This is a genomic window from Nocardioides caeni, assembly GCF_004912195.1.
Classification (GTDB): domain Bacteria; phylum Actinomycetota; class Actinomycetes; order Propionibacteriales; family Nocardioidaceae; genus Nocardioides; species Nocardioides caeni.
The window spans coordinates 12,694-22,050 of record NZ_STGW01000021.1; the positions used below are offsets into that span (position 1 = coordinate 12,694).

A 9,357-nucleotide genomic window follows, 5' to 3' on the forward strand; every position below is an offset into this window, starting at 1 on the left:
TGATGAAGGAGTGGGTCGAGAAGGCCCGCCGGCCCGAGATGCTCGGCGGCCTCGGCGGCTTCGCAGGTCTCTTCGACGCCTCGGCGCTGCTGTCCTACAAGCGCCCGCTGCTCGCCACGTCCACCGACGGTGTCGGCACCAAGGTCGCCGTCGCGCAGATGATGGACAAGCACGACACCATCGGCTACGACCTCATCGGCATGGTCGTCGACGACCTCGTCGTCTGCGGCGCCGAGCCGCTCTTCGTCACCGACTACATCGCCACCGGCAAGGTCGTCCCCGAGCGGATCGCGGCGATCGTCAAGGGCATCGCCGAGGCCTGTGTCGAGGCCGGCTGCGCGCTGGTCGGCGGGGAGACCGCCGAGCACCCGGGCCTGCTCGCCCCCGACGAGTACGACGTCGCGGGCGCCACCACCGGCGTCGTCGAGGCCGACGACCTGCTCGGCCCCGGCCGGGTCCGCCCCGGCGACGTCGTCGTCGCGATGGCGGCCAGCGGCCTGCACTCCAACGGCTACTCCCTGGCCCGCCACGTCTTCTTCACGCAGGCCGGCTGGACCGTGGACAGTCACGTGGAGGAGCTCGGCCGGACCCTCGGCGAGGAGCTGCTCGCGCCGACCCGGCTCTACACCAAGCCCTGCCTGGCGATCGCCCGCGAGACCGAGACCCACGCCATGGCGCACGTCACCGGCGGTGGACTGGCCAACAACCTCGCCCGGGTGATGCCGCCCGAGCTGAAGGCGACCCTCGACCGCGGCACGTGGACCCCGGGTCCCGTGTTCGACCTGGTCCGCCAGGTCGGCAGCGTCCCGCAGCCCGACCTCGAGGCCACCCTCAACTGCGGCGTCGGCATGGTCGCGCTCGTCGCCCCCGACGCGGCCGACGCGGCCATTGCGCGCCTCGCGGAGTTCGGTGTCGACAGCTGGGTCGCGGGCGAGGTCGGCGTCGACCCGGAGCAGCAGGGCACCGTCGAGCTGGTCGGTCAGCACCCCGGCTGGTGACTGTCGGGTGAGCCGCACGGTGAGATCTGCCTCATCGACGGAACGAACCGCCGCCCTGGCGTGCGGGAACAGCCATCGGCCCTGTACCGTTGGGCCCACGAGACTCTGATTCAGCAGTCCGGGGCCCCGAGGGCTCCGGCCAAGTGTGCGAGGGGGCTGGACCCTATGGGCCGCGGCCGTGCGAAAGCCAAGCAGACGAAGGTCGCTCGCGACCTGAAGTACCGCACTCACGACACGGACCTCGGCGCTCTTGCGCGTGAGCTCCATGGTGAGCCGGTCGATCGCGTCGAGGATGACCTCGACGACGCCGACCGGGACAAGTGGTCGGACTACGCCGACCCCCAGCGAGACTGATCCTGGATTGCGCGAGCCGCGCCGCGGTCGTCTCCCGCAGGTCCTGCCTCCGTCTGGCGGCAAGCCGACACGGGCGAGCGTCAGTTACGACGTTCGCGCATGACGACCACGTCGCCGTGGGTCCCGTAGCCCACGAGCGCGCCTCCTGACGGAGACCCGTTGAAGGTGATCAGGCGCCACCCTGCGTCCGGCCCATCCGCACCGTCCGCGCTGCCCGGCTCGTCGGGCGCGGGTGGCACCACGGTCGGCCAGGGGATGTTCGTCGGATAGGGCGCGTCCAGGGTGCCGATCTCGTCCATCGCGAGGTCGAACACGCTGAACCGGCCCCGCACGTCGGGCGGATTGTCGCGCCCGTCGCTGGCGAGCACGCACCACCGCGCGCCGTCGCGGTGGAGGGTCGTGCCCTCGGTCGCCCGTCGATCGGTCGCCGCACCGCGCACGACCAGCTGGTCGAGTGTCGGCCCGGCGGCCACGACCGGGTGGAAGTCGAAGAACCGGCGGGCGCTGACATAGCCGACGAGCCACCCCCGTCCGGCACCGTCCGCATCGTCCGGACCGTCCGGGCCGTGGGGCCGCACCAGGTGTGGGTCCCACACGCCGACGCTGGGGCCGACGGTCGGCAGGGCGAGCTCGCGTGCCGCGAGCACGTGCCGGCCCCGGGTCAGGTCCGCCGTCGACTCTGCCAGGGTGACCGCGACCCGGGCACTCCCGCGCGCCCTGCGCTCGGCCGGGAAGTCCGCCCACGTGCTGGTGGCGACCAGCCACCGGTCGCCGTCGCGCAGCAGGTGGCTGGCGTGGTCGCCGTAGACCCCGGGCCGGTCGGGACGGGTGAAGAACAGGTCGCCCCGGTGCGTGATCGAGTCGTCCGGGTGCAGCGCCCAGACCGAGGTGTGGGCGGTGTCGAAGAAGCCGGGGCCCGCGCTGGTCGCAGTGAACAGCACGCAGTCCTCGCCCTCCGGGCTGTACGGCGACCCGTCGGCCTCGCTGACCAGGCGCACGTCGCGCAGCCCGAGCTGGCCGAAGGCGCCAGCCCGCACCTCGCCCCCGCCCGTCACGGTGTGGCGCAGCCCGGCGAGCCAGCCGGGGTCGCGCACGTCGAGGCGCGGCAGCACCCGCGCGAGGTCGACCCGCGCCCGCACCGTCCACGTGCCGCCCGCGCGGGTCAGTGCCGCGAGGTGGCGGCCGGTCAGGGTGAGCGCCAGCCGCTCCGCGCCCGGTGCCGGCCGGCCGTGACGGCGGCTCCGGTGTCGCCCACCCGCCACGTCGAGCGCGACCCGGCGTCCGTCCCAGACCGCGGCGAGCACCGTGCCGTCGGGGCCGGTGATCGCGATCCGCGCGGCGCCGGTGGCGGGGAGTGCGGCCTCCACGGCACCGTGGGGCGCGAGCAGCGGCAGCAGCCCCTCCGGGGCGACGGGGCCCTGCCCGGCCGCCACGATGTCGATCGGTCGATGGCGCGCGACGATCTCCAGCCGGGGCAGCACGGCCGAAGTCTCCCAGACACCGCTCCGTCTCAGCGGTAGGTTCGGCGACCGTGACCCTCACCTTCCGTGCCCTGTCGGGTGGCCATGGCATGAATCTCGCGTCCGTCCGGCCGGGACCCGACCTGGTCGAGGCCGGCTGGACGGAGGCGGAGTACGCCGCCAGCGGCGTGGTGCACGACGTGCCCGGTGACCGGGAGGCGTCGTTCGCCACCCGGGTGGCGGTTCGTCGGCCGCAGGCGGCGCTCGCGAGCGGCACGCTGGTCGTGGAGTGGCTCAACGTCAGCTCCGGCTCCGACGCCGCGCCCGACTGGACCTACCTCTCCGACGAGCTGGTGCGCAGCGGCCATGCGTGGGCGGGCGTCTCGGCGCAATATGTCGGTGTCGAGGGCGGAGGCGCGGCCGTCGCCGTGGAGGGTGCGGCGCTGCAGGGACTCAAGGGCGGCGACCCCGAGCGCTACGGCGACCTCTCCCACCCCGGCGACGCCTTCGCCCACGGGATCTTCACCGCGGTCGCACGGGCCCTGGCCGCTCCGGGCGCCGACGGTCCGCTGGCCGGGATCACGGTCGAGCGGGTGCTCGCGATCGGGGAGTCGCAGTCGGCGTACCTCCTGACGACGCACGTCAACGAGGTCCACCCGACCGACCGCTTCTTCGACGGCTTCCTCATCCACAGCCGCGGCGACGTCGCCGCCCCGCTGGGCGAGCCCGGCCGCGGCATCGACCTGCTCGCTGCGCGCCGGGAGGGCGCCCCGACGCCGCTGCGCGACGACCTCGACGTGCCGGTGCTCGTCGTCGAGGCGGAGGGCGACCTGGTCGGGCGGATCAACTACCTGCCGGCCCGCCAGACGGACGCCGCACTCCTGCGCGTCTGGGAGATCGCCGGGTCCGCCCACGCCGACCACTTCCAGATCGGCGAGTTCGAGTCCTTCCTCGGCTGCCCCGACCCGGTCAACCGCGGCCAGCAGGCCTACGTGCTGCGGGCGGCCCTGCGCCACCTCGAGGCCTGGTCGCGCGGCGGCCCGGCCGCCCCGGGCGCGGAACCGCTCGAGATCGTCGACGGCCGCTTCGTCCGCGATGACGACGGCAACGCCCGCGGCGGTGTCCGCACCCCTGTGGTCGATGCCCCCGCCGACACCGTCTCCGGCGAGGCCGCCGACGGGGCCTCCGTCATCTGCGGACTCTTCGGCCGCACCATCGCCTGGTCGCCCGAGCAGCGCGCGGCCCGGTGGGCGAGCCACGACGACTACGTGGCGGCGTACACCGCGGCGACGGACGACGCCATCTCCGCCGGCTTCCTGCTGGCCGAGGACCGGGACGCGATCCTCGCCGAGGCCCGGGAGTTCTGAGCCCGTTCTGCCGTTTCACGGATATCGGTCGGAGCCTCGTTCTATGGTCCGAAGGTCCGGCTCGCCGCCGAGACACCTCGGAACAATGCAGGGAGACCACGTCCATGATCAGCTTCGTTCGCGGGCTCGCCGCCTGCTTCCTCCTCGTGCTGGTGGGCAGCGGTTTGGTCGTCAGCCCCGCCACCGCTTCGGGCCTCAACCCCCCGATCATCGTCACGCCGTCCGAGGGCACGATCGTCGCCCATGACTGGACCGGCCCCGTCACCATCGACTTCAGCGGCTCGCCCGCCAACTCGTGGGACGTGGTGATCCGATGCGGCGTGGTCGACGAGACCGAGGAGTTCCGCACCGTCGCCTCGACGACCGACGAGACGACGACCCTGTCATGGACGCTCGACCACCGCCTCCCCCAGCACGTGCCCTGCACGCTGGTGGTCGCGCAGCAGGTCGGTGGCGCCTTCGCGTCCGCGAGCAACTTCGGAACAGGCTTCGCGCCGCTCGCCGCGACGGGGGCGACCGTCACCCCGCGCACGTTCTACCCCCGGGTGGTGGACGGCTACCGCGACACCGCCACCGTGCGGTACTCGCTGAGTCGGCCCGCCTCGGTCGTCATCACCGTGCTCGACGCCGCGGGCCGGACGGTGCGAACCCATGCGCCCGGTGTCCTGGAGCCCGGCCACCGCAGCTGGCGCTGGAACGGTCGGACCGCCGACGGCGGCCGCGCTGAGCTGGGCCGTTATCGGATGCGGGTCACCGCCCGCGCCGCCGGGGTGACCCGGCGGGCGACGAGTGAGACGGTCACGCTGGCGACCAAGACGGTCAACACGACCCATCGTCTCGACAAGGCCGGCCACAGTGGCGCGGCTGCCACCGGTGGCTCCTGCTATGTCACCCGCAGCGCCTACGACGGCACGGCCGACCTGGACTGCTGGGGTGGCCGATTCGCACGAATGCGCTATTCGTTCTCCATCCCGGCCGGCGCTCGCAACTTCCGTTGGGCGGTCACTGGCGCGACGACCGGGGCCGACATCTGCTGCGACGGCACCATCCGCAAGACCGGAAGCAGGCCCGCGGCCCGGCGCTATGTGGTCGAGGTGCGGGTCAGCGGCTGGCGCGCCTACGAGGTCGCCGGGGTGCGGCTCACCTACGCCGTTCCACGGGTCTACTGAGGCGGCCGTCAGGGCTGTCTGACCGGGACCCGCCGCGGCCACCAGAACCGGTCGCCGAGCAGCAGCACCAGGGCCGGGACCAGGACGGTGCGCACGACGAGGGTGTCGAGCAGCACGCCGATGCAGACGATGACGCCGAGCTGGGCCAGCACCACCAGTGGGAGCACGCCGAGCACCAGGAAGACCGCGGCCAGCACGATGCCCGCGGAGGTGATCACCCCGCCCGTGGCGGCCAGCGCCCGCAGGATGCCGGCGCGGGTGCCGTGGCCGGGCAGCTCCTCGAGGGTGCGGCTCAGCAGGAAGATGTTGTAGTCGACGCCGAGGGCCACGAGGAACAGGAAGGCCATCAGTGGCGCGCCGGAGTCGAGCGCGCCGAAGTCGAAGATGGTCGTGAAGATCCACCACGACGCCCCCAGGCTGGCGGCGTACGTCGCTACGACGGTCGCAACCAGCAGAACAGGTGCGACGACGGACCGGAGCAGGACGCCGAGCGCGACAAGGACCAGGCCGAGGATCAGCGGCAGGATGAGCATCCGGTCGCGGGCGGCGCCCTCGTCCTCGTCGAGCGCCTCCGCCTCCTGGCCGGTCACGTGCGTGTCGTCGACGTCGTCGAGCGCCGCGCGTAGGTCCTTGACGGCCCCGCGGGCGCCGTCCGAGCCGGGCTCGACGTCGAGCACCACCGAGAGCTCGGCGACGCCGTCGCCCTCGGTGGCCACCCGGGCCGACGCCACCCCGGGCACGCCCTCGACGAGGTCGAGGACGTCGTCCGGGTCGGCCGCGGTGACGACGGTGGTCGGCGAGGCGACACCCGCCGGGAAGGACTCGCCGATGCGGGCAGCGCCGTCGATGGCCTCGGGGCGGTCGAGGAATTGGTCCTCCACGTCGAGGCCCGTCTGGAGCGAGAGGACGTTGGCGGCGAGCGCGACCAGCACCATGACCGTGCCGACGGCGAAGACGAGGGGGCGACCGGCGACGGCGTCACCCACGCGGTGCCAGATCGTCCGGGGCCCGGCCGCATCGTCGGCCCGGACGGCGCCCCCGACCGCCCCGTCCGGCCGGGGGACGCGTGGCCAGAAGACCCACCGACCGAAGAGCACGAGCGCCGCCGGGAGCACCACGAGGGCGAAGGTCGCGGCGATGACCACACCGAGCGCGCAGGCGACACCGAGGCCGCGGGTGGTCGGGGTCAGCGACAGGGCCAGGGTCAGGACCCCGACGACCACGGTCACGCTGCTCGCGAGGACCGCTTCCGTCGTACGGCGCACGGCGACGGCCATCGCCTCGTGGCGTGACTCCCGTCGTCGTAGCTCGTCGCGATAGCGGGAGATCAGCAGCAGTGCGTAGTCGGTGCCGGCGCCGAAGACGAGGACGGACAGGATGCCGATGGTCGACTCGTTCCAGGCGATCTCGATGGAGGAGTCGAGCGCAGCCAGCAGGTGGGTCGCGCCCACCGCGGCGAGCCGGTCGGCGACGCCGACGACGACGAGCGGCACCAGGAACAGCACGGGGGAGCGGTAGGTGAGGATCAGCAGGATCGCGACGACGCCGGCGGTCGCGCCGAGCAGCTTGAGGTTGGCGCCGGAGAACACCTCGGCCAGGTCGGCCTCGATCGCCGCCGGTCCGGTGACGAGTGCGTCGACGTCCTCGTGAAGGTCGGCGCGCGCGCGGTCGCGGAGGTCGGCCACCTGGTCGGCGACCTCGGTCGACGTCCCGCCTTCCAGCGGGACGACGGCGACGGCAGCGGTCTGGTCCTCCGCCGCCAGGAGGTACGACGGTCCGCCCGACCCGTCGGACGGTGCGCCGGCCGGGACGGCTCCCAGGGCCCGCGCCGCCTGCTCGAGAGCGGCCGGGTCGAGGGGATCGTCACCGGCCGCCTCGTAGACGACGATGGCGGTGGTGGCGTCGGACTCGGGCAGTCGCTCGGCCAGCTCGGTGCCGAGGGTGCTGTCGAGCCCGCGGGGCTGGGAGTCGGTGGCGAGGGGCTCGCGCTCACCCTCCCCGGCGAAGCCGATGATCGCGAGGGCGAGGAGGAGTGGCAGCAGGGCCACCAGCCATGCGGTGCGACGACCGGTGATGAGGGACACCGGCGAGCGGCGGGGGGTGTCGGTCATGGAGGATCTCCTGTGCCGGGCGGACAATGATGGCTAATCTAGTTGATAACTAAGCAGGTGAGACAAATGGGCGACACCGTGACCGGCGGTACCCCGCGGGCATGGCACGAGTCGGGCTCCCTCGAGGCCTTGCGCGACCTGCTGCGTGCCGCGGTCCAGGTGCGCCAGACCGTCAGTCGTCGCGCCGGTCTCAGCGAGGTCGAGCTGGCGAGCCTCGAGGAGCTCAGCCTGCACTCGGTCGGCCCGGCCGCCCTGGCCCGCCAGGTCGACGTCTCGACGGCTGCCGCGACCGGCATCATCGACCGGCTCAGCAGCCGCGGCCACGTCGAGCGGGTGCCCGACCCGGACGATCGCCGCCGCACCCAGCTGCACCTCACCGAGTCCGGGTCCGCCGAGATGCGCCGGCACCTGCTGCCGATGTTCACCCGGCTGGCGGCGCTGGACGCGGACTTCACCGCCGCGGAGCTGGCCGTCGTCGAGCGCTATCTGCGCAGTGCGCTCGACGCGCTCGATGCGGTGATCGCCACCGCGCCGGACGACGAGCAGGACCAGCCCGACCAGCCCGACCGGTCTCAGGCCACCACGTCGTCGAACGTCACCGACAGGTAGTCGAGGAACCGCTCGCTCACGCACTCGCCCGCGAGCACCTCGCGTGGCGCCGGCATCGGCCGGGCCCGGAAGTCGGTGTCGCCGACCGAGCGCGCCGCGAAGTCGTGGTGCAGGATCGCGCCGGTGCCGACGGAGACGAAGTCGGCGCCGCGCTCCAGGCACCAGCGTGCGTCGGCCGCGGACAGCACCTTGCCGGCGACGCCGAGGAGTGCGCCGTGGCGGGGCAGGTCGGTGAAGTGGTCGATCAGCAGCCGCTCCGGATCCCACTCGTCCCAGTCGTCGTACTGGCCGCGCGGCTTCATGAAGACGTCCCACAGCGACATGTCCAGGTAGTCGAGTGTGCCGCTCGCAAGCAGCCGCCGAGCGATCTCGCGGCCGTCGGGCAGCGTGATCCCGTTGCCCTCGGGGGTGAGCCGCAGGCCGAGCTGGAAGTCCGGGCCGGTCGCGTCGCGGATGCCGCTGAGCACCTCGAGGAAGACCTGCAGCCGGCCGTCCAGGGAGCCGCCGTAGCGGTCGGTGCGCCGGTCGCGGCGGGCGTCGAGGAACTGGCACAGCAGGTAGCCGTGGGCGCCGTGGACCTCGACGCCGTCGAAGCCGGCCTGCTCGGCGCGGACGGCCGCGGCGACGAAGTCGGCGACGACCTGCTCCACCTCGGCCGTGGTGAGGGCGGTGACGCCGCGGTCGGGCTCGTCCCAGGGGCACGCCAGGGGTTCGCCGGTGATCGAGGCGTCGGCTCGTCGACCGCCGTGGTGGAGCTGCACCGACGACGTGGTGCCGGTGGCGCGCAGGCTGTCCGCGAGACGGGTGAGGCCGGGGAGGTGCTCGTCGGAGGAGATGCCCAGCTGGCCCTGCCAGGCCTTGCCGGCCGGTGTGGCGTAGGCGGCGCAGGTCATCGTGAGCCCGAAGCCACCGCGTCCGCGGGCGACCAGCCAGTCGTGCTCGGCGTCGGAGAGCGTGCCGTCGGGGTGGCTCTGCGTGTTGGTCAGCGGGGCGAGCGCGAAGCGGTTGGCCCAGCCCGGGCCGTGGTCGAGGGTGAGCCGGTCGGCGAGCTGGGGATCGGTGGCAGTCGTCACCGCGCCATTGTTGCGCGGAGCAGGTGGAGCGCCGCGACCACGGTCCGTCGCCGTACGGCGGCCCGGTCGCCGGCGACGAAGAGCTCGCGGTGTGCGACGGATCCGTCGGTGACCGCGACCGCGATGTGCACCAGGCCCACGGGCTTGTCGGCGGTGCCGCCACCGGGTCCGGCCACCCCGGTCGTGCTGATCCCGTAGGTCGTGCCGAGCCGCTCC

At 73.4% G+C, this 9,357-nt stretch carries 9 protein-coding genes; 5 read left to right on the top strand and 4 right to left on the bottom strand.

What is annotated here, in order from left to right; genetic code table 11:
- Positions 1-998: phosphoribosylformylglycinamidine cyclo-ligase (gene purM, locus E9934_RS18370; protein WP_136564361.1), on the top strand; the 998-nt coding region annotated here is incomplete at its 5' end.
- Positions 999-1,163: 165 nt separating this feature from the next.
- Positions 1,164-1,352, top strand: coding sequence for a DUF3073 domain-containing protein (locus E9934_RS18375; RefSeq protein ID WP_136564362.1), 189 nt, complete (start codon positions 1,164-1,166; stop codon positions 1,350-1,352).
- 80 nt (positions 1,353-1,432) lie between these two features.
- On the opposite strand, the gene E9934_RS18380 is transcribed toward E9934_RS18375, so the two are convergent.
- Positions 1,433-2,833: a hypothetical protein gene (locus E9934_RS18380; RefSeq protein WP_136564363.1), complete on the bottom strand. Its 1,401-nt coding sequence runs from the start codon at positions 2,831-2,833 to the stop codon at positions 1,433-1,435.
- Between the two features lie 50 nt (positions 2,834-2,883).
- On the opposite strand from E9934_RS18380, the gene E9934_RS18385 reads away from it, so the two are divergent.
- Both E9934_RS18385 and E9934_RS18390 read left to right on the top strand, forming a co-directional pair.
- On the top strand, positions 2,884-4,179 hold the full coding sequence (locus E9934_RS18385) for an alpha/beta hydrolase domain-containing protein (RefSeq protein ID WP_202977385.1): 1,296 nt from the start codon (positions 2,884-2,886) through the stop codon (positions 4,177-4,179).
- 104 nt (positions 4,180-4,283) lie between these two features.
- A complete protein-coding gene (locus tag E9934_RS18390) occupies positions 4,284-5,348 on the top strand; it encodes a FlgD immunoglobulin-like domain containing protein (RefSeq protein WP_136564364.1) in 1,065 nt (354 codons plus the stop codon).
- 8 nt (positions 5,349-5,356) lie between these two features.
- Here the strand turns inward: E9934_RS18390 and E9934_RS18395 are convergent, their stop codons facing one another.
- Entirely contained in the window at positions 5,357-7,459 is a 2,103-nt protein-coding gene (locus tag E9934_RS18395; protein WP_136564365.1) for an MMPL family transporter, read from the bottom strand.
- A 66-nt stretch (positions 7,460-7,525) separates the two neighbouring features.
- Between E9934_RS18395 and E9934_RS18400 the strand changes: the two genes are divergently transcribed.
- Entirely contained in the window at positions 7,526-8,068 is a 543-nt protein-coding gene (locus E9934_RS18400; RefSeq protein ID WP_136564366.1) for a MarR family winged helix-turn-helix transcriptional regulator, read from the top strand.
- Here E9934_RS18400 and E9934_RS18405 read toward each other — a convergent pair.
- Together E9934_RS18405 and E9934_RS18410 are read right to left on the bottom strand one after the other, a co-directional pair.
- Entirely contained in the window at positions 8,032-9,141 is a 1,110-nt protein-coding gene (locus tag E9934_RS18405) for an NADH:flavin oxidoreductase (RefSeq protein WP_136564367.1), read from the bottom strand. The two genes, E9934_RS18400 and E9934_RS18405, sit on opposite strands and share 37 nt — an antisense overlap.
- The coding region (locus E9934_RS18410; RefSeq protein ID WP_193556927.1) for a CinA family protein at positions 9,138-9,357 on the bottom strand (220 nt) is incomplete at its 5' end. The genes E9934_RS18405 and E9934_RS18410, both read right to left, overlap by 4 nt.

Excerpts from the sequence above, each read along its gene's own strand:
- E9934_RS18375 (WP_136564362.1), top strand. The coding sequence starts at position 1,164 with ATGGGCCGCGGCCGTGCGAAAGCCAAGCAGACGAAGGTCGCTCGCGAC.
- E9934_RS18390 (WP_136564364.1), top strand. The coding sequence starts at position 4,284 with ATGATCAGCTTCGTTCGCGGGCTCGCCGCCTGCTTCCTCCTCGTGCTG.
- E9934_RS18395 (WP_136564365.1), bottom strand. The coding sequence starts at position 7,459 with ATGACCGACACCCCCCGCCGCTCGCCGGTGTCCCTCATCACCGGTCGT.
- E9934_RS18400 (WP_136564366.1), top strand. The coding sequence starts at position 7,526 with ATGGGCGACACCGTGACCGGCGGTACCCCGCGGGCATGGCACGAGTCG.